The organism is Marinobacter xestospongiae (assembly GCF_023156385.1).
In the GTDB taxonomy this organism is placed as follows: domain Bacteria; phylum Pseudomonadota; class Gammaproteobacteria; order Pseudomonadales; family Oleiphilaceae; genus Marinobacter; species Marinobacter xestospongiae.
Genome location: NZ_JAKZAK010000011.1, coordinates 43,228 through 62,775 on the forward strand (window position 1 = coordinate 43,228; position 19,548 = coordinate 62,775).

At 63.2% G+C, this 19,548-nt stretch carries 16 protein-coding genes; 7 read left to right on the forward strand and 9 right to left on the reverse strand.

The genetic code is table 11. The annotated features are described in order from the left end of the window. Nucleotides 1-64 precede the first annotated feature (64 nt). Nucleotides 65-457 carry a DUF1801 domain-containing protein gene (locus MLD24_RS09615; RefSeq protein WP_248166457.1) on the forward strand — a complete coding sequence of 131 codons (393 nt, stop codon included), beginning with the start codon at nt 65-67 and terminating at the stop codon, nt 455-457. Here MLD24_RS09615 and pdxR read toward each other — a convergent pair. Further along, nucleotides 420-1,862, reverse strand: a complete 1,443-nt coding sequence (gene pdxR / locus MLD24_RS09620; RefSeq protein ID WP_248166458.1) for a MocR-like pyridoxine biosynthesis transcription factor PdxR — start codon at nt 1,860-1,862, stop codon at nt 420-422. The genes MLD24_RS09615 and pdxR overlap by 38 nt on opposite strands. A gap of 105 nt (nt 1,863-1,967) precedes the next feature. Here pdxR and MLD24_RS09625 point away from each other — a divergent pair, with 105 nt between their 5' ends. The 5 genes from MLD24_RS09625 to MLD24_RS09645 all read left to right on the forward strand — a co-directional run bounded on the left by MLD24_RS09625 (nt 1,968) and on the right by MLD24_RS09645 (nt 7,558). Beyond that, entirely contained in the window at nt 1,968-2,594 is a 627-nt protein-coding gene (locus MLD24_RS09625) for a pyridoxamine 5'-phosphate oxidase family protein (RefSeq protein ID WP_248166459.1), read from the forward strand. 35 nt (nt 2,595-2,629) lie between these two features. Continuing rightward, nucleotides 2,630-3,751 carry a sugar diacid recognition domain-containing protein gene (locus MLD24_RS09630; RefSeq protein WP_248166460.1) on the forward strand — a complete coding sequence of 374 codons (1,122 nt, stop codon included), beginning with the start codon at nt 2,630-2,632 and terminating at the stop codon, nt 3,749-3,751. A 182-nt stretch (nt 3,752-3,933) separates the two neighbouring features. Continuing rightward, on the forward strand, nt 3,934-5,292 hold the full coding sequence (locus MLD24_RS09635) for a GntP family permease (protein ID WP_248166461.1): 1,359 nt from the start codon (nt 3,934-3,936) through the stop codon (nt 5,290-5,292). A 44-nt stretch (nt 5,293-5,336) separates the two neighbouring features. Beyond that, entirely contained in the window at nt 5,337-6,473 is a 1,137-nt protein-coding gene (locus tag MLD24_RS09640; RefSeq protein ID WP_248166462.1) for a glycerate kinase, read from the forward strand. Nucleotides 6,474-6,592: 119 nt separating this feature from the next. Continuing rightward, nucleotides 6,593-7,558, forward strand: coding sequence for a tRNA dihydrouridine synthase (locus MLD24_RS09645; RefSeq protein WP_248166463.1), 966 nt, complete (start codon nt 6,593-6,595; stop codon nt 7,556-7,558). A gap of 18 nt (nt 7,559-7,576) precedes the next feature. Here MLD24_RS09645 and MLD24_RS09650 read toward each other — a convergent pair whose 3' ends face one another. Together MLD24_RS09650 and MLD24_RS09655 are read right to left on the reverse strand one after the other, a co-directional pair. Then, nucleotides 7,577-8,173, reverse strand: a complete 597-nt coding sequence (locus MLD24_RS09650) for an esterase/lipase family protein (RefSeq protein ID WP_248166464.1) — start codon at nt 8,171-8,173, stop codon at nt 7,577-7,579. A gap of 286 nt (nt 8,174-8,459) precedes the next feature. Further along, nucleotides 8,460-9,122: a PEP-CTERM sorting domain-containing protein gene (locus MLD24_RS09655; protein WP_248166465.1), complete on the reverse strand. Its 663-nt coding sequence runs from the start codon at nt 9,120-9,122 to the stop codon at nt 8,460-8,462. Between the two features lie 252 nt (nt 9,123-9,374). On the opposite strand from MLD24_RS09655, the gene fes reads away from it, so the two are divergent. Further along, nucleotides 9,375-10,979: an enterochelin esterase gene (gene fes, locus MLD24_RS09660; protein ID WP_248166466.1), complete on the forward strand. Its 1,605-nt coding sequence runs from the start codon at nt 9,375-9,377 to the stop codon at nt 10,977-10,979. A gap of 22 nt (nt 10,980-11,001) precedes the next feature. Here the strand turns inward: fes and MLD24_RS09665 are convergent, their stop codons facing one another. From MLD24_RS09665 to imuA, 6 genes are all read right to left on the reverse strand, one after another. Further along, nucleotides 11,002-11,406: a bacteriohemerythrin gene (locus MLD24_RS09665; protein WP_248166467.1), complete on the reverse strand. Its 405-nt coding sequence runs from the start codon at nt 11,404-11,406 to the stop codon at nt 11,002-11,004. Nucleotides 11,407-11,549: 143 nt separating this feature from the next. Continuing rightward, nucleotides 11,550-12,569 (reverse strand): class I fructose-bisphosphate aldolase, encoded by a 1,020-nt coding sequence (locus MLD24_RS09670; protein ID WP_248166468.1) that lies wholly within the window; start codon nt 12,567-12,569, stop codon nt 11,550-11,552. A 135-nt stretch (nt 12,570-12,704) separates the two neighbouring features. Continuing rightward, nucleotides 12,705-14,087, reverse strand: coding sequence for a DUF4397 domain-containing protein (locus MLD24_RS09675; protein ID WP_248166469.1), 1,383 nt, complete (start codon nt 14,085-14,087; stop codon nt 12,705-12,707). A 134-nt stretch (nt 14,088-14,221) separates the two neighbouring features. Beyond that, entirely contained in the window at nt 14,222-17,380 is a 3,159-nt protein-coding gene (locus MLD24_RS09680) for an error-prone DNA polymerase (protein ID WP_248166470.1), read from the reverse strand. A gap of 34 nt (nt 17,381-17,414) precedes the next feature. Further along, nucleotides 17,415-18,830, reverse strand: coding sequence for a Y-family DNA polymerase (locus tag MLD24_RS09685; RefSeq protein WP_248166471.1), 1,416 nt, complete (start codon nt 18,828-18,830; stop codon nt 17,415-17,417). Nucleotides 18,831-18,835: 5 nt separating this feature from the next. Then, complete coding sequence (gene imuA / locus MLD24_RS09690; protein WP_227171485.1) at nt 18,836-19,525, reverse strand: translesion DNA synthesis-associated protein ImuA; 690 nt, start codon at nt 19,523-19,525, stop codon at nt 18,836-18,838. Nucleotides 19,526-19,548 lie beyond the last annotated feature (23 nt).

Below are 19,548 nucleotides of genomic sequence, written 5' to 3' on the forward strand. Positions count from 1 at the left end.
TCCGGGACACTAGTCGTGCAGTAAGCGTTCACGAGACGAATCTTATCAGGGAGGTGTTGCGGGCATGGCAATCAACGACCGAGTGGAGGCGTTGCTTGAGGACATTCGACTGGTCGACCCCGACCAGCACGCGCTGGTCAGCCGCCTGCGAGCGGTGATTCTGGCGGTTGGTCCCGAGGTGACGGAAGAGGTGAAGTACGGCGGACTGCTGTTCTCGGCGGGCCGGCCGTTCTGTGGCGTGTTCGCCTATCGCCAGCATGTCTCGCTGGAGTTCAGTGAAGGTGCCGGCCTTGCCGATCCCGGTCAGGTGCTGGAAGGCACCGGCAAGTACCGCCGACACATCAAACTGCGTAGCGTCGACGATATCGCCGGCAAGCAGGTTGGCCGGTATATCGAAGCGGCCCATGAGGCTGTCGGCCTCAAGTCTTCCGCTGTCCAGCCCGCGCCAGGCCAATAGCAAGGGCCGCCACGCAATCCCGGATCTGCTGGTCGCTGGCACTGGCAAAACCCATCACCAACCCCTGCTGCTGGGCCGGCCCGAGGTAATGAGCGCTCAGCGGGGTGCTGCCATACCCCTGTTGCCACAGCCAGTGATTGCAGTCCCGGTCTGGCCAGTCCCCGGTCAGTACCAGGTGCATGCCGGCGCTCTCGGCAATCGGAGCCGCCAGCCCTGACAACTGGTCGATGACCAGGCCCTGGAACAGTTCCCACTTCTCGCGGTAATTCTGTCGCATTCGCCGCAGATGGCGGGTGAACTGCCCGCTGTCTATGAACTCTGCGATGACGGCCTGGGTCAGCAATGCCGTCTCGCCACCCATCACCCGTTTTGCCCTCAGCACATGCTCCACCAGCGTATCCGGCACGATCAGATAGCCCACCCGCAGTGCGGGCATCAGGGTTTTGCTGAAACTGCCCATGTACAGCACCGGGGCCTGGTCAAACATGCCCTGAATGGCGGCAAAAGGCTTGGTGTAGAAATGGAAGTCGCTGTCGTAGTCGTCCTCAATGATCCAGGTCTGGTTGCGCTGGGCCCACTCCACCAGCGCCATGCGCTGTGAGGCGTCGAGGATGCCGCCCATCGGGTACTGATGGGTGGGCGTGCAATAGAGCAGGCGGGCCGGGCCGGCGTCGGCGAGGACGTCAATGTCGAGTACCTGATGGCGCAGTGGCACCGGGATCAGCGGATTACCGTGGCGTCCAAGGGCGTAGCGGGCACCTCGGTAGCCGGGGTCCTCGCACAGTACCCGGTCACCGGGCTTCAGGAAAATGTCGGCAATCAGCGCCAGGGCCTGCTGGGCGCCCTGGGTGATGATCACCTGGTCCTCATGGCAACGCACACCACGGGCGCTGCCAACGTATTCCGCCACGGCCCGCCGCAGGGGCCGATAGCCCTGCAGGCTGTTGTAGCCCATCAGCGACGGCCGGCTTTCATGGTGATGCAGGATTCGGTTCCAGGCCCGAATGGGGAGCGCAGCCAGATCGGGCAGTCCCGGTGTGAACGGCAGGTTACTGTCCTGGTCGCTGCGGCGGATGGCGCCCTCCGGCAGTGCTGGCAATGGCGGAATGGCCACTCGCTCGGGCTGCGGGGAAGCGCCTTTGGCGGGCGGACAGTGTCGGCTGTCGATATCCTCATGAACGAAGATGCCCCGACCGGCCTGGGTTTGCAGAAAGCCCTCGCTCTTGAGCTGGTCATACACCGCGTTCACGGTGTTACGGCTGACCCCCAGGTTCTGCGCCAGCTGGCGGCTCGAGGGTAGCCGGCTGCCGGCGGGGTAGCGACGTTGCAGTATTCGTTGCGACAGCTGCCGGTAGAGCTGCTGTTGCAGGGGGAGGGTGCTATCAATCTGAAGGTCGGTGATCACGGTGACGGCTCTTAACTGGTCCCATCAGGATTTGCTATCTGGTTCTTTTGATGGGGTCAGTTTACGCCTTTAATGACGGTTCAAGCCAACAACCGAGGAACCAGCATGAAACCGGACACCGCCGACGAAGCCCTGTCACCCCTGAGATGCTGCCCGCGCAGCATGGTTCGGCGAGGCGCCAAGAAGGCCAGTTACGATCGGGCCCAGGCCTACCAACTGATCGACGCCCTCAAGACGGGGCATTTGGGGTTCGTGGAGCATGGGGCACCACGGGTGATTCCCATCACGATCTGGCGATTGGGGGATGCGCTGTACGTGCACTGCCTGGAGGGTGGGCGACTGTCGAAGCGACTGGATGAGGGCGTCACCCTGTGCATTTCGTTCGCGGTGACCGACGAGTGGGTGATGAGTAAGTCGGCCTATCACCACAGCGCCAACTACCGATCACTGGTGCTTTATGGCACCGCCAGTCGGGTAACGGACGACCAGGCATTTGATGCCGCCTTCGAAGCCATCATTGAGCAGCTGGAACCCGGACGCTGGCAGCAGGTGCGAGAACCCAGCACCAAGGAGCGCAAGATCACGGCGCTGTTCAGCATTCCGATTGAAGAAGGCGCGTTCAAGAGCCGTACCGGTGGCCCCAATGAAGAGCCTGAGGATCTGGATCTGCCGGTCTGGAACGGGGTGATGCCTGCGGCAGAGCCTGGGGCCACCCAGACGAAGTCGGTATGATTAGGCCCTGACTCTCACACGCTTCAGGAATCTCCATGGCCATCGAACTGGATGCCGAGCTGGCGCAGCGAATCGTGGTGCGCACGACACAGATCATCGACTACAACGTCAATGTGATGAATGCCGACGGTCGCATCATCGCCAGCGGGGATTCCCGACGTCTCGGCCAGGTCCATGATGGTGCATTGCTGGCCATTGCCAAGGGGGACACGGTGTTGCTGGATGAGGCCGCCGCGGCCCGGCTCAGCGGTGTACGGCCGGGGGTGAACCTGGTGCTGAGCCACCAGCAGCAACTGGTCGGGGTGATCGGCCTGACGGGGGACCCGGATCAGGTGAAGCAGTTTGGTCTGCTGGTCAAGATGGCGGCGGAGCTGATCATCGAGCAGGCCCAGGCCTGGCAGCAGACCCAGTGGGGCCACCGGCAGAAAGAGGAGTTTGTGCTGCAGTGGGTCCAGGGCCATACCGACTGGCCGGTACTGGTGGACTGGGCGCGGCAGCTCCAGGTGGACCTTGATCGACCCAGGGTGGCGATGGTCATGGGTGTGGACGGTGACGACCCCGGCCGCCAGCAGGTGATGGGGGAGGCCATGGACCGGCTGGCGGGGGGCGAATCCGGCGCCCTGGTGGCGATGCAGTCGCTGAGCGAGCTGGTGATTCTGCACGATACCCTGGATGCGGCCGAGAAGGTGCCGAGGTCACTTCTGCGACTGTTGACGGTGGCGGATCGTACCCCTGGCGTCCAGGTACGACTGGCGGTGGGACAGGCGTTCGAGGACCCCCGTCGCATGGCCGAATCCTACCAGACCGCGCGCCAGACCCTGCAGGTTGGCCGGCGTCGTCACCCGGACCAGTCGCTGCTGCGGTTCGCTGATGATCCGTTGCCGGTTCTGTTGTCCCAGCTCGAGCAGGACTGGCGCCGGGACGCCCTGGTGGCACCGGTGCAGCGACTGCTGGCCGGTGATCGCCAGGGCCATCTGCTGAAGACATTGCGGCAGTACTTTCAGGATTACCCGGATCAGCAACGCTGTGCCCGACAGCTGCATATCCATCGCAATACCCTGCGTTACCGGCTGAACAAGATCGAGCAGCTCAGCGGCTGTTCACTGACGGAGCTGGACTCACTGATGCAGCTCTACGTCGCGTTGGCCCTCGCCTGAAGTCGACCTATCTGCCTTGGTTTTAGTGCGCGTGCACAGGTTTTTGGTGCAATTCGTGAGCATTGTTGTTGGCTTTGACGATGCATCGGTTTTTACTCCTGCCCGATAATGGTGCGGTGACACTCATGCTGCCCTCTCAGTAGGGCATCCAGAATAAAAACACCGCTGTTGGAGGGTTTTCCATGAGTCTGGTGCTCATCTTACTGGCCGTTGTAGGCTTTATTGTGGTGGCGACCAGCCGCTTCAAGATCCATCCGTTTCTGACCCTGATTCTCGCCGCCTTTATTGCCGCCTTTGCCTACGGCCTGCCGGCGGACCAGATTGCCAAGACCATCACCGGTGGCTTTGGTGGCATCCTGGGCTACATTGGCCTGGTGATTGTGTTGGGCACCATCATTGGCGTCATCCTGGAGAAGAGCGGCGCAGCCATCACCATGGCGGATACGGTGGTCAAGCTGTTGGGTAAACGGTTCCCGACCCTGACCATGTCCATCATCGGCTACATTGTTTCTATCCCGGTGTTCTGCGACTCCGGGTTTGTCATTCTCAACTCCCTCAAGCAATCCATGGCCAAACGCATGGCGGTGTCGTCGGTGGCGATGAGTGTGGCCCTGGCCACTGGGCTGTTTGCCACCCATACCTTTGTGCCACCGACCCCCGGGCCCATTGCCGCCGCCGGTAACCTGGCGCTGGAGGACAGTCTGGGGCTGGTGATTCTGATGGGCCTGGTGGTGAGCGCCGTGGCGGCCTTGGCCGGAGTACTGTGGGCGAACCGCTTCAGGGCGGTGGAAATTGCAGGCGATGAGCCCCAAACGCCGGAAGAGGTGGAGACGCAGTGGCGGACGATGAAAGCCAGCTACGGCACCCTGCCGACAGCGGGGCAGGCGTTTGCACCGATCTTTGTGCCGATCCTGCTGATCTGCCTGGGCTCCATTGCCCGTTTCCCCACCGGGCCGATGGGCGCTGGTGTGGTGTTCGAGACGTTCAGCTTTTTAGGGCAGCCGCTGAACGCGCTGTTGATCGGGCTGTTCCTCAGCCTGCCGCTGCTGAAGCCGGGCGATCGTATCGCCCAATTCAATGAGCATATTGGCAAGGGGATTGCAGCAGCTGCACCGATCCTGTTGATTACCGGTGCCGGTGGCGCATTCGGTGCAGTGCTCAAGGCCACGCCGATTGGTGAATACCTTGGCACCACTCTGTCCGCCCTGGGCGTGGGCATCTTTATGCCGTTCATCGTGGCGGCAGCGCTGAAATCGGCCCAGGGTTCGTCCACGGTTGCACTGGTTACCACCTCCGCCATGGTTGCGCCGATGCTTGGGGATCTGGGGCTGGCCACCGAGATGGGCCGGGTGCTGACGGTGATGGCGATTGGTGCCGGTGCGATGACGGTCTCCCACGCCAACGACAGCTTCTTCTGGGTGGTGTCCCAGTTCAGCCGGATGCCGGTGGCGCTGGCTTACCGCGCCCATACCGCGGCGACCCTGGTTCAGGGCATCACCGCCATCGTACTGGTGTACCTGTTGAGCCTGGTTCTGCTCTGAATGCACGGGGAGCCGCCGTTGGCGGCCGCTCCGAAGGAGATTTGATGAAAATCGTCGTTGCCCCTGACTCGTTCAAGGAAAGCCTGACCGCTCGGCAGGTTGCCGACACCATCGCCGCCGCCTGTCGGCGTCACCTGCCGGATGCCGAGCTGGTAACCCTGCCGATGGCGGATGGCGGTGAGGGCACATCTCAGTCGCTGGTGGATGCGCTCGGGGGACACTGGCGGCAACTGGGTGTGTCCGGTCCCCTGGGGGAGCCGGTCCAGGCCCGCTATGGCCTGGTGGGTGATCTGGCCATTATTGAAATGGCGGAAGCCTCTGGCCTGCACCGGGTGGCGGCGGACCGGCGAGACGTTCTGTCGGCCTGTAGCTATGGCACTGGCCAGTTACTGGATGATGCCCTGGAGCAGGGTGTCCGCCGGATCATCATCGGGCTGGGTGGCAGTGCCACCAATGATGCCGGGGTAGGCATGCTGACCGCTCTTGGTGCCCGCTTCCTCGATGCCAGGGGCCGCGCTATCCCCCGCGGCGGTATCGGGCTGGCGGAACTGGATCGGATTGATTTGACTGCGTTGCATCCGCGCCTGGCGGAGGTGGACATTGTCGTGGCCTGTGATGTTGATAACCCGCTTACCGGGCCTCGTGGCGCAAGTGCGGTGTTCGGACCGCAAAAAGGCGCGAGCCGGGCGCAGGTGGCGACGCTGGATCGCAATCTGGCGCACTTTGCCGGGCTGGCTGGCAAGGCCGCGGCAACCGAGCTGGATACGGTACCCGGAGCCGGCGCCGCCGGCGGCATGGGGGCGGCGCTGATCGGGTTCGCGGGAGCCCGGTTGCGACCGGGGATCGACATTGTTGCGGAGGCGGTGGGCTTGGCTCATACCTGCCGGGGTGCCGACCTGGTGATCACCGGTGAAGGCCGTATCGACAGCCAGAGTGTCGCCGGAAAAACCCCCGTGGGGGTTGCCCGGATCGCGCGCCAGGCCGGCGTCGAACGGGTAATCGCCATCGCCGGCTGCCTGGGGGAGGGCAGTGACCTGGTGTACCAGCATGGCATCGACGCGGTGTTTGACTGTCTGCATCAGCTGGCGTCGCAGCAAGAGATTCTGCGGGATGGCGAGCAGAATCTGCGCCAGACAGCCGACGCGGTTGCCCGCCTGATTGCCCGTCTGCGGGATATCTGACCCGCTCGCAGCCTGGCTGAGCCGTCGATGGGCCGGTTGTGGCAATGGCGACTGTCATTCCGGCCATCAACTCGCTAGAATGCGCCGCTGTTCATCATTTGACCGATTCCGGAGCATCCATGCGCATTACCCTCGCCCCCATGGAGGGACTGGTTGACGCCCCCATCCGGGAGATCCTCACCGGTGTCGGCGGCATTGACCGCAGTGTGACCGAGTTCATCCGCGTTACCCACGGCATGCTGCCGCCGCGCATCTTCTACAAGTATGCACCGGAACTCCATAACCGCTCACTGACCCGTGCCGGCACACCGGTGGCGGTACAGCTGCTGGGGTCTGATCCCGAGATGATGGCACGCCACGGCGTGAAGGCCGCGGAGTTGGGCGCCTGTCAGGTGGACATCAACTTTGGTTGTCCCGCCAAGACGGTCAACCGTCACAAAGGGGGCTGCGTGCTGATGAGAGAGCCGGAGCTGATGCATCAGATCGTGGCGGCGGTGCGCCAGGCGGTGCCGGCTGCGGTGCCGGTCACCGCCAAGATGCGGCTGGGGTATGACGACCGTTCCATGGGCGTGGCCTGCGGTCAGGCATTGGCGGATGCTGGCGCCGGAGAAATCGTTATTCATGCCCGCAGCAAGGTGGACGGTTACAAGCCGCCGGCCTACTGGGAGGAAATTGCCCGGGTGCGGGAGGCGGTGGCCGTGCCGGTGATTGCCAATGGCGAGATCTGGACGGTTGAGGACTACTGGCGTTGTCGTGACGTGAGCGGCTGCGATGAGGTGATGATCGGCCGCGGCCTGATCACCCGCCCGGACCTGGCGCGGCGGATCAAGGCCAGCCAGCAGGGCGAACAGGGTGAGGAACTGGACTGGCCCGCCGTAGTCAGCCTGGTCATTGCCTACGGCGCAGAACTGCAGACGCGGCTGGAAGACCGCTTCGTGACCGGCCGCATCAAACAGTGGCTCAATTATCTGAGGCGTGGTTATCCGGAAGCCGAGGCGGTCTGGTCAAAGGCCCGCAAGATCCGCGAGGCCCAACCTTTCTACGACTGCCTGAAGGCCTCTGCCGCGCTTGAGAAAGCCGCCTGAGGTGGCCTTCTGCCCGCTCTATTTGCCCGTGCGGTCGAACATGCCGTGCCGCAGGAAGTGCCGGGTCTGAGTGATGACCTCGGCATTGTTCATCATGAACGGATGGGTCACCGGCAGCGAGAGATGGTCCGCCATACCGTCAAGCCGGGTGTTCGCTACCGAGACCTTGCCATCGTTCGGCTTGGGCAGCATGGTCGAGAGGATCAGATTGATGCTGCGGGTGCCGGCAATGATCCCGACATCAAAATTCGCCGGCCCGAGCCGATTGGGCACGCTGGTTTCGCCGGTGCCCAGTTGCAGCCCCGCCGGTCCGTTGACCAGTTTGAATCCCACCATTTTGCCCAGCGTGTCGACGACCTGGCTGCCCCGGTTGGGTGGGCCAAGCATGACCGTGCGTCCCAGGCTGCTGATCCGCTGGCGACTCAGGTACTGTCTTACCAGAATGCCGCCCATGGAGTGGGTGACGAAGTGAATTCGGCATCCTTCCGGACACCTTGAGAGCGCCTGGCCAATGGCCGTATCGGCGAGTGCTTCAATCGGGTGTCGGGTTGACGGGTAGGGCTGATTGATAACGACGTAACCCGACCGTTCAAGGGCTGTCGCCATCTTCTTCATGGAGCCGTTTGTCCTGGCCAGGCCGTGCAGCAGGATGACGCATTCACCGCTCACTGGAGCGGGCATCGGTCTGGCAGCCCGTGGTTCGATACCGGTGTCCTTACCTTGTTGCCCATTGTATTCCTGGTTAATCCTGATCCTGACTGTGTTGTCTGCTGACTTCAGAATCTAAAGCGTTGTTCGCCTATCGGCAAGGACCGGAGACGTCCTGGCCACAAAAAACCGGCCGCACCCAAAAGGTCCGGCCGGTGTTTGTCACGGTTGTCGTAATGCTCGCAAAGATCCGTCAAGCGGGTCGACGGCGGCGTGAGAAGCCCAGTCCCGCAAGTCCCAGGCCAAGCAACGCCAGGGTGCCAGGCTCCGGAACCGCAGCGGTGGCTGTTGCCAGAATGTCAAAGCCGGTGCCGCCACCATGGTCTTCCCGCAGAATCTGCAGGTTGTAGTTGCCCGCACTCAGGCCTGCCAGGTCGATGTCGTACTCATTGAGGTTGGAACCTCCCGGTGCCATGGCGCCAAACAGGTAGTTGCCGTTCAGCCAGACATAGATGCCGTTGTCCACGCCCAGGTCCAGATGCAGGTTGGAGGTTTCCGTCAGGTCGAAGTTGTAGACGATGGCGGTCTCGGTGTTGACGGCCCAGGTTGACGGAATCGCGACGGCGCCGGCACTCCAGGTGCCACCGGTATAGTCTCCCGCCAGCCAGTCGGTACCCAGTTCGGCGGTCAGTGACAGATCCGGTTCGGCCAGTGGATTCTGGTTCGGATCACCTTCGCTGACATTGGCGCCAGGGAAGAACAGCGAATTTGGGCCATAGGTCGCGGCAAGGTCGCCCAGGCCATTGTTGTAGAGTCCGTTGGTGCTGTTGTTGATGATAACCCCAGCGCTGGCACCGGCTGACACGGTCGTCAGCGCAGCGGCGAGGCAGAGTGAGTGAACACGGGAACGGAGCATTGATCTGTCTCCCAGTTGTCTTTGACAGGGACTCCCTGACAGCCCGTGGGCTGTCATTGTGGTGGCAGCAAGATCGTGTCCACTCCGGCGAATTCGGACGGCTTTCAGAGCACTGGCGAAAGTGCGTCTGCCGACTTGTCGGCGAGTTGTATAGTTTTCTGACAGTTGATCCATCAGGCGGCTTTTTATTGCGAGTGAAAATCGTTACTATTCATGGTTTTCTGACGCGCCTTGCTCGCTATGGATTTGCTGATGATGAACTGGAAACAACAACTTGGGGGACTGCTGATGTCGCTGGCTGCCTCGCTCGCGCAGGGCCAGACCCTGACACTCACCCATCCCGTGGCCGCTGAGCTGCCCCGCGAGGCACCGATTCGCGTGGCACTGGAGGCTGCCCCCGGGGACTATCTGCGTGGTCACTTCGTGACGGCGAATGCCCTGGCGGATCTGACGCTGGTGTCGGCAACGGGGCATCCCGTACGGCAACTGGTGGCAGCTGGCGATGAACGCCGGCAGTTCCAGTTTGTGGTGGGCGCTGCCGACCAGGTGCTGGAGGTCCGTGGTCACGGCGGCGGGGGGCAGTTTGAGCTGACTCTGGATCGCCAGGTGCCGGTGGCGAGCCAACAGGCGCCCGAGCGGGAGTTCCTCAGCCCGACGATTGCCGAAGTCGCCAGAGTCATTGCAGATGATGGTGATACCGAGGCGTTCTGGCAGCAGGTAGCCAGGGCAGGGACGCCGCTGGTTGAACCAGGGCCTGATGGCAGGCGCATTCTCACCTTCCTCTACCGTGGTGCCGAGCGCAATGTGCGACTGTTTGGCGCGCCTTCCAGCAACCATGAGCAATTGGCCCGCCTGGGGCAGAGCGATATCTGGTTCCGCAGCTTCGAGGCGCCGGACAGCACGCGGCTGTCCTACCAGCTGGCCCCCGACGTACCCGACCTTCCGGGGACCGCCCGGGAGCGGCGGGTGGCGATTCTGGCCACGGCCCAGGCCGATCCGCTGAACCTGGCACCCTGGCCGGCGGACGCGGTGGATGTCTACCAGCAGAATTCCACCGTCACGCTGGACAAGGCGCCGCCTCAAACCTGGCTGTCGCCCGGCACGGAAGCCAGGGGCAGCCTGGATACTCTGAGGTTTGCCAGTGAGACTCTGGGCAACCAGCGGGACATTCAGATCTACCGATCCGCCGGCTTTGATCCTGCGAATCCGGACAACCTGTTATTGCTGGTGTTCGATGGCGATGCCTACACCAGCCAGGTACCGACGCCCACCATTCTGGACAACCTGGTTGCCGCCGGAGAACTGCCTGCGGCGATGGCTGTGTTTATTGCCAACCCGGACCGCGAAGCCCGCTCCCGGGAACTGCCAGCGAATCCGCTGTTTGCGCGGGTGCTGGCGGAGGAGCTGGTGCCCTGGTTGCAGCATCAGACTGGCATCAAAACCCGTGCAGAGCGCACCATCCTGGCCGGTTCGAGCTATGGTGGTCTGGCATCGGCCACGATCGCGCTGGCTTATCCCGAGGTGTTCGGTAATGTGCTGTCGATGTCGGGTTCGTTCTGGTGGCATCCGCCCGGTACCCCTGCCCATGAACAGGAATATGTCGCCCGTCAGCTGGTTGGGATGGAGACCGTACCTGTGCGTTTCTTCCTCAGTGCCGGCCTGTTTGAGGGGCACCGGTCCGACATGGCCGGGATTCTGGAGACCTCACGTCACCTGCGGGACCTGCTGGCGGCCAAGGGCTTCCCGGTTCGCTATCGGGAGTACGCCGCCGGGCACGACTATTTTGCCTGGCAGGGGGTGCTGGCGGACGGTCTGCTGGCGTTGGCGGACATGGCAAACTGGCAGCCCGCCCGGTAACCTGGGACACCAGGGCCTCTGACTAACCGATCCCATGGGTGCGGAAGTGCTCAACGTAGGCCTTGTCCACCTTGAGGATGTGGTGGGTCAGCCAATCCTTGAGCAGGGCGAGGGCTTCGGCGCCTGAGGCGTCGCCCTGTTCATGGCGGTCAATCAGTGTCATGACCTTCTGGGTGAAGGTGTCGTGTTCGCGTTTGTGGGCCTCGGTTTCCGGATAGCCGAGGCGGGCGAATAGGTCCTCCTCAACAATGAAGTGGTTCATGGTGTAGTCCATGAGCCCCTCCAGCAGGTCGCCAATTTCGCTGTCTTCAGCCTGGTTCTCCAGGGCCTCGTGCAGCCGGTTGGTCTGGTCCACCAGCCAGCGGTGTTGTTGATCGATGTCGCTGATACCAACTTCGAGCTCTTCACTCCAGGGCCAGAATGTCATGGTGTCCTTCCCGTCCGTTTTTATTATCGAGTCCGCCATGCTAGGCACTCGAACGGGACCAAACCTTGACCTGAATCAACGTCGCCCGGCCCCGAAATGAGGGGCCGGTCACGGAGTGTGGGGTTTTGCAGAAAGTGGACAGATCAGCGCGCTTCCAGCGTGGTTCGGTACTCGCCGGTGGTAGCCAGGGCGTTCATCCTGGCCCGGTGCAGCAGTGCCTGCTGGGCTGCTTCCCGCTGATCGTGGTGACCACCCCAGGCAGCCAGCGCTGGCTCCTGAAGGGCCCGGCCGTAGGAAAAACTGAGGGTCCAGGGGCGATGGCTGGCCTGGTTGATGGCGTTCAGGTTGACGGTGGCTTCCTCCGGTCCCTGACCGCCTGACAGGAAATTGATGCCCGGAACCGCCGCCGGTACCACCCGGCGAAAGACCCGTAGGGTATGCTCGGCCACCTGTTCGGCCGTGGCTGCCTGCGGATGGTCCTTGCCCGGTGTGACCATGCTGGGCTTGAGAATCATCGTTTCCAGCTCAACCCGGTGCCGGTGGAGGGCGTGAAACACCTCATGGAGCACCGTTTCGCTGACCTGGGCGCAGCGCTCCAGGTCGTGGTCGCCGTCAATCAGCACCTCCGGCTCGACGATCGGTACCATCCCCAGGGATTGGCAGATGGCGGCGTAGCTGGCAAGGACTTCGGCGTTGGCCTTGACTGCCAATGGCCCCGGATTGTGGCCGCCGATGTGGTACACGCAGCGCCATTTGGCAAACCGGGCACCCTGTTGCAGATACCCCTCAAGGCGCTTCTCCAGGCCATCCAGGCCGCGGGTGATTTCGTCCCCCGGGGCGTTGGCCAGGGGCCCCTTGCCTTTGTCCACCTTAATGCCCGGTACGATTCCCTGCTGCACCAGCCGTTGCGGCAATGGTGTGCCGTCATCGTCGTTCTGGCCCAGGGTTTCCTCGAACAGGATAACGCCGCTGATGCTGTCACCCAGTCTGGGCGTGGCGAACAGCAGGCTGCGGTATTCCCGGCGGTTGGCCTCGGTGGATTCCACCGCAATGGCGGCAAAACGCTTGGCGATGGTTGGGCTGCTCTCATCGGCAGCCAGTATGCCCTTGCCAGGGGCAACCAGGGCGGCGATGGTGTCCTGGCGTTGCTGTTGAATGCCCATGCGGACCTCCACTTTCGGTTGGTGACGGAAAGGCGATGAAGGTCAGTATAGACGTGCCTGTTGAAAGGGAGTGGCCCCGGTCTGCTGCGGCTGGGCAGGCCGGGGCGGGTGGTTCTTGGTTAGCGGATGCGGTGTTTAAGGTGCACTGGGTGAGGCCAGGTCGTCCAGGCCGGTGACGGTGAAACTGCCCGAACTGCCGAAATCGGAGGCTTCCCGGGCAATGGCGGTGTAGACCCCTCCATTGCTGAGGGTGACCGGTATCGGCCCGATGGCGACGGTGCCCGTGCCGGCCACGGTAACGTAGACGTCGTAGTCACCTTCGGCAACCGCCAGGAAACCGGAACTGGCGCCAAAGGGTACATCACTCAGTACCGGGCTGGCGTTACCGATACCGCCACTGCCCTGGGCGGTCAGGTACACATCGACATTGGGGGCCTGGCCGGCGCCATGGATGACCCGCAGTCTGGCCTCGGTTGCCACTGATCGGGCATCGTCGGTAAACGGCAGCAGCTCAATGTCGGCCAGTGCGTTGGCGGCGAGTACGGTGTAAGCCATGCCGTTGCCGAGTTCAAAGCTGCCCTGGACAACGGCGTTGGTATCGCCGGTTGCGGTGATGGCGACATCAGTGGTGCCGGCAGCGACGCTGGCGTAGTTACCCAGGGCAGGGCCTGGTGCCGCATCCGGGTACGACAGACCGGCAATCGCGGGAGCGCCGGTGATGCCACCAAGATAGATGTCGACGGCCGGGGCGTCGTAGGCGTTATGGACCGCCCGCAGACCGGCACCGGCATCCGCATCCACCAGCTCGGTGGTTGTGCCTTCACTTTCCACCAGCAGGCTGATGGGCGCATCTCCATGGTTGGTGTTGTCGACTGCGGCGATCAGCAGATCGGCACCGCTGGCCAGGGGGACGGTACCACCGTCAAACAGCACATCACTCTGACCGGCCGCCGTGACCCGGACCCGGTAGTCCCCGGCGGGCACTTCCAGAGCATCGGTCACCGTTTTGTAGCTAAAGGTCAGGGTTGGTGACGCCGCAGCCAGGTCAGCGTCAGGGGCGGTGACATAGACATCCACGGCAGGGGCCGTGGCGGCGAGGTGAGCTACCCGCAGTCGCACGCTGTCGGCGTCCATGCGCTCCAGGTCATCGCTGATGACCAGAGCTTCCAGGGTGGCGTTGCCTACCTGGCCAATGGCGAAGACGTCGTAGGCGTCAACGTTTTCGGCGTTTGCCATGATGGTGGCCGGTCCCAGAACTTCCAGGGTCTGACCGTCCGGCAGACGGGCATCGACGAACAGGTTCCGGGTACCGCTTACCCGGGTGCTGGCGGATTGTTTGAAATCGGCGTTGGTGACGACCACCTCGTCACCGAGACGCACGTTGACGGCAGGCGCATCGGCGGAGGTGTGGAAGACCGTAACTGTGACAACGTCCTTGTCATCGTCGTCATCGAGCCAGCAGCCGGTAAGGGCCAGAGGCGCCAATAACAGGAGGATGTAGCTTGTCAGTTTTTTCATTATGGGGTCCTCGTCAGTAAGGTTGTTGCAACTCATACCGCCAAGGTTCTTACGCCAGTGCCAGGCTGGTGGATTTATCACCAGTTGTCTGTTGGTGAGCTGTTTTGCAAGAGGGTGGTAAGCGGTGGGCGGTACTACTGAAAATCCCGTGACTGTACGTTGAGGTTTTCAATCAGGTGGCTGAGGTCGTTCAGCTTGCCGGCCATGATGTGAATGATGTCACCTTCCCGTTCGAGGATGCCTTTGACGTGCAGCAGGCGGGCGGTCAGCAGGGGTTTGCGCTGACGTCGGGCAGTGGCGAGCCAGACCACCACGTTGATGTTGCCGGTTTCGTCCTCCAGGGTTACGAAGGTCACGCCGGCGGCGGAGCCGGGGCGCTGGCGGCCGGTTACCAGACCGGCAACCTGGACCGGGCGCCCGGGTTCGACAGCGAGCAGTTGCTCGGCGTTAAGGCAGTGTTTCAGGTGCCCTTGTTCCCTCAGCAGAGCGAGGGGGTGGCGGCGGAGGCTCAGCCCCAGGCTGTGGTAATCCGCCAGCAGGTTCTGGCCTTCGTTGGGTACGGGCAGTGGCACGGGCGGCGTGGGGTGGTCGTCTGCCCCGGTGGTGCCCAGAAGTAGCCCGGGGGCCAACTGGTGTTCCAGCAACTGCCAGTAGGCTTGGTGTCGGTTGCTGCTGAGGCTGGCCAGAGCGCCGGCCCCGGCCAACGCCTCCAGATCCCGCTGGGACAGCTCCGCTCGTTGCCGCAGGTCGGTGGTGGACCGGTAACCGGACTCAGGTCGCTGCTGGCCAATTCGTCGGCCCGCTTCCCGGCACAGCCCTTTCACCAACCGCAACCCCAGCCTGAGGCTGTCGTTGGTATCCTCTAAGTTAGTACTCTCTAAGGTAGTATTCTCTAAGTTGATACTCTCTAAAACGTGATCCCAGTCGCTGTGATTGACATCCACCGGCAGCACCGTCACCTGATGGCGGCGGGCGTCCTGCACCAGTTGTGACGGCGAGTAGAACCCCATGGGCTGGCTGTTGAGCAGGCCGCAATAGAATGCAGGTGCATGGTAGTGCTTGAGCCAGGCGGAGACGTACACCAGCAGGGCAAAGCTGGCGGCGTGGGATTCTGGAAACCCATACCCGCCAAAACCACAGATCTGCTTATAGAGCCGTTCGGCAAACGCTTCACTGTGGCCTCGCGCCAGCATCCCCTCAATCAGGGCGCCGCGGAAAGGCGTCAGGTCGCCATCGGATTTCCAGGCGGCCATGGCCCGCCGCAGCCGGTCTGCCTGGCCGGCGCTGAAGCCGGCGGCGACCATCGCCAGCTTGATGGCCTGCTCCTGAAAGATCGGTACACCAAGGGTGCGCTCCAGCACTTGGCGGATGTCGTCGTTGGGGTACGTTACGGCCTCCGGACAGGCCCGTCGCTTCAGGTAGGGGTGCACCATGTCGCCCTGGATCGGGCCGGGCCGTACGATGGCAACCTGAATCACCAGATCGTAGTAGCAGGCGGGCCGCAACCTCGGCAGCATGTTCATCTGGGCGCGGGATTCCACCTGGAACACACCGATGCTGTCACCGCTCTGCAGCATGTCATAGACCTTCGGGTCCTCCCGCTCGATGTCTTGCAGGGTAACGGGTGCGCCACGTCTGGCGCTGATGAGTGCCAAGGCCTTGCGGATGGCGGACAACATGCCCAGGGCGAGGACGTCGACTTTCATCAGCCCCAGACTTTCCAGGTCGTCCTTGTCCCACTGGATGACGGTGCGTTCGGCCATGGCGGCGTTCTCCACCGGTACCAGTTCCGCCAGTGGGCCGGCGCTGATCACGAAACCGCCGACGTGCTGGGACAGGTGGCGGGGAAACCCAAGGATGCGCTGCACCAGCTTGAAGAACTGGTCGGCGATGCGGCGGTTGCGGGTCAGGTTCTTGTCGAGGATCTGCTGACGCCAGTTGCTTTCCGTGTCGCGCCAGTCGATACCATTGAGAAACTGTTCTACCAGGATGGGATCAAACCCCAGCGCCTTGCCGACATCGCGGATGGCGCTGCGGGGACGATAGCGGATCACGGTTGCTGCCAGCGCGGCGTGGTCCCGGCCGTAGCGCTGGTAAATGTACTGGATTACCTCTTCGCGCCGTTCATGCTCGAAATCCACATCGATGTCAGGGGGCTCGCCGCGGTCCCTGGAAATAAACCGTTCGAACAGCAGGTCCACCTGCCGGGGGTCGACTTCGGTAATGCCAAGGCAGTAGCACACTGCTGAGTTGGCGGCGGAACCGCGCCCCTGGCAGAGGATATGGCGGCTGCGGGCGAAGCGGACGATGTCGTGGATGGTGAGGAAATAGTGCTCGTACTCCAGCTCGGCAATCAGTGCCAGTTCCTTGCGGATCAGCGCCTGTATTGCCGGCGGCGTACCGTCGGGAAAACGGCGTTGTTCACCTTCCCGGGTGAGGTGCTGGAGGTACTGGCTGGCACCGTAGCCTGGCGGCACCAGATTGGCCGGGTAGCGGTATTCCTCCTTGAGAATGTCGGGATTGAAATCACAGCGTTCCGCGATACGCAGGGACTCCTGCCGCCAGGTCTCCGGGTAGAGCCGTTCGAGCACCGCCAGCGGGCGCAGGTAACGCTCGCCATTCTGGAACAGCCGGTGCCCGGCCTGTTCGACGGTGGTGTTGTGCCGTAGGGCCGTGAGCACGTCCTGAAGTGGCTGGCAGTCACGGCTGTGCATGTGGACCTGGCCGGTGGCAACGATGGCGCAGCGTAAGTTGGAGGCGAGATTGCGGATACGCTCCAGATGCGACTCTTCACCGGCTTCCAGGGTGCGGGTTGCGGTGATCCAGAACCCCTGGCTGAAATGGGCCTGTAGCCAGCGGCCTGTGGCCAGGCTGCTTTTAAAGTCGGCTTCCCGGGGGTGGGGGGCGTGCCACAGGCACAGGCAGTGATCCAGCGGATGCTGTTCCAGATCGTCACCGCTCAAGTGATAGCTGCCCTTGCTGGCCTGCCTGCGGCCCTGGGTAATCAGCTGGCAGAGCTGGCCGTAACCGAGCCGGTTGCGGGCCAGTACGACAAAGCGGACAGGCGGGCCATCGTCACGGCTGGCCAGTTCAAAGTAGCTGCCGGTCACCAGTTTGACCGGGCTATCGCGCAGGGCGGCCCAGGCCCGGGGCATACCGGCGACGGAGCATTCGTCGGTGATGGCCAGTGCCTGGTAACCCAGCGCCAGGGCCCGTTCCGCCAGCTCATGGGGATGGGAAGCGCCGGTCAGGAAGGTGAAGTTGCTGAAGCAGGTCAGCTCGGCATAACTCATGGTGTTCTCGTGTCCCGTCTGGTTAATTCGGGCACTAGCCAAACCAGCCGTGAACAAACCAGTGGCCCTGGTCGTCCCGGTACACCCAGGCCAGTTGGCCGCTGGTGAGCAGGGCGCTGTAGTAATCCCGTTGCACCCGTTCGCCGTCCCACCAGCCGCTGCTGATGCGCTCCGGACCGGACAGCCAGGTTTGCGGGGGCTGTTGCAGCGGCTGGGGTGAGGGCAGTAACCACAGTGGTCGCGGTGGTGGGTTCTGCGTTACCGGGGGCTTGCGTCGCTGTGGCTGGAGCCCGGCGGTTGTCCAGGCTTTTTCCGGGCGATGATCTGCCTGGGGTTCCAGTTGCCGCAACGCGCCACGGCCAAGCCGTGCCTGTAGGCGGCTAATCAGGGTCTGCCAGGCTTCTTTCGGGTCTTCGTTTTCCCCCAGCAGATCCCGGCTGATTGTGGTGCCCCGGGGCAGGAAGCGGGTGACTGTGAGCGTCATGGCGATAACGGGGGCTGGCAGTGGCTGGCGTTCCAGATGCAGTCGCACCAGTTCCACAAAGGCACTGGCCCGGTGTTCCGGTCCGGCAGTGCGTATGCTGAGAGCCTGCTGGCTGTGATCCCGGTGGTGGAGGGTAAGTTGTAACCGGTCGGTGTCCTCCTGGCGCCACAACAGGTCTTCCTCCAGCTCGTTGAGCAGGGGCTGCAATGGGAACAGCAGTCCCTGGGACTGCTCGACCTCCTGCATGAAATCCACCCGCTGCTGGAAACGGTGTGGTGGTTGCCAGCAATGCTGGGGGTCCGGCCTCTGTCCCAGAATTTGCTGGATGTGGGCGAGGGTTTCCGGCGCCAGTCTGCGGGCCAGCTCTCGAGGAGGCAGGGCCGCCACTTCCCCCAGCCGGGTCAGGCCAAGGCGTGCCAGCCGTTCCAGTGGTCGGGTCTCCAGCCCGGTGGCTGGCAGAGGGAGTTCCTGGACCTGTGCCGCCAGCAGGGTGTGGTCGTCGCTGCACTGTCCCAGATTCTGGCGGGCCAGCAGACGGGCAGCCTTGGGGGTGATGCCGCAGGCCAGCCAGGCCGTCAGCCGGCGGCTGGCGAGCGCGTTCTCCAGGGTTTGCCACAATGCTGGCAGAGTCCGGTATAGCCGCAGCAGACTGCTGGCCTCCAGCAACAGGCCCTCCGGAGGGTAGAGAACGATCTGGGCGGCGTAGTGGTAGAGCCAGCAGGCCTGCTGTTCAAGCAGCTCCGCTTCCCGGGTGCTGTTGGTGTGGACAATGCCCAGCTCCGGGGTCAGGGCGAGGGCGGTTTTCAGCCGCATCCCGGCCTGCACCCCCTGCTGCTGCGCCAGCGGGCAGACCTGGAGTACCTGTTGTGAAGTGCTGGCGACGGTCACCATGGCTGCCGGTGTTTCCTGGCTGCGTGCCAGGTGATCCAGTAACAGGTGAGGGAAATGCAGGTAAAGCCAGAGCATAACGGCTAACCCATTGATCCTGCCCAGGGACCGGTAATAACCCGGGGGGCGGACGGCTCGCGCTGACCCAGGCGCCCATCGATCTCCAGGGTCGCGGGTTGTCCGGGCCAGCCGCCGCGACGTTTCAGTACCTGAACCTGCAACTGCCGGTCGTCCCGGGCCTCCAGCTCCAGCCGCAGCGCAGCAGGGGAGCTTTGGCGGGCCTGGCGCCGTTCACGGAACAGGATGCAGACATTGCGACCGGCTTCCGCTGCCAGCTGTAGCCGGCGAATATCCCGGCTGGCCAGGTTGCCGGGCCAGGCCAGCACCAGCCCGGTCACACTGGCGCGCAGGCAGTTCTCCAGAGTCCACAGGGTATCGCCCGGGGCGTCGGTGTGGATCACCACAACCTGCTCCAGGGCAATATTGGCCCCGGCCAGGGCAGGGGCATAGGGAATGCAGGGGGGATTGATCCAGAACGCCATACGTTCCGATTCGGCTACCTGCTTCAGCAGCGGCAGTACCAGTTGCAGTTCGCCAATCCCCGGGCGGTCGATCAGACACTCACTCAGGGCACCGACTGGCCAGCCGGTATGGTCCAGCAGCCGGTCCAGGGTAGCGTGCCCCGTACTGTGTGACGGTGGCCTGGCCAGGCCGTGGCGACGGCCCTGCCAGACGCGGGCATCATGAATCAGGGTGTTCAGCAGATCGCTCATCGCTCATCCAGAATACTGTTTAA